The organism is Psychrobacter sp. T6-1, from assembly GCF_052258445.1.
Map to the genome: position 1 here is coordinate 1 of NZ_JBQQFC010000720.1, position 671 is coordinate 671.

A 671-nucleotide genomic window follows, 5' to 3' on the forward strand; every position below is an offset into this window, starting at 1 on the left:
GTGTTTTGGGCAGCGGCTGAACCTATCGCGCATTTTGTCTCAGCGCCGCCTTTGTATGGTGAGTCGCCAGATTTGCAGCAGCGTGCTTTTAATGCGTTATCTCAGTCTTTTATGCATTGGGGCTTCTTGGCGTGGTCGATCGTCGGTAGCTTAACCGCCATCGTTGTCATGCACTTGCATTATGACAAAGGTCTACCGCTCAAGCCGCGTACGCTGTTATATCCTGTGTTCGGTGAGCGTGTGCTCACCGGTCAGACCGGCGCTATTATTGACGCCTGTTGTATTATTGCAGTAGCAGCGGGCACGATTGGGCCTATTGGATTTTTGGGATTACAGACGAGCTATGCGCTAAATGAGCTGTTTGGTATTCCTGATACTTTTATCACTCAGCTATTGATCATTGTCTTTGCGATTATTCTATATACGATTTCGGCTATTAGTGGTCTGGCTCGCGGTATGCAGCTATTGAGCCGTTTTAACGTCATATTAGCCGTCGCGCTAATGGTATTTATCTTAATCTTTGGCCCAACCAACTTTATCACAAATGGCTATATTCAAGGCGTAGGCACGATGGTCCAAAACTTCATTCCGATGGCGACGTTTCGCGGTGATGAGGACTGGCTTGGCTGGTGGACGGTATTCTTTTGGGGTTGGTTTTTGGGTTATGGCCC

At 48.1% G+C, this 671-nt stretch carries 1 protein-coding gene; it reads left to right on the forward strand.

What is annotated here, in order from left to right; translation table 11 throughout:
* The coding region (locus tag ACTXGO_RS15610) for a BCCT family transporter (RefSeq protein WP_443575164.1) at positions 1–671 on the forward strand (671 nt) is incomplete at both ends.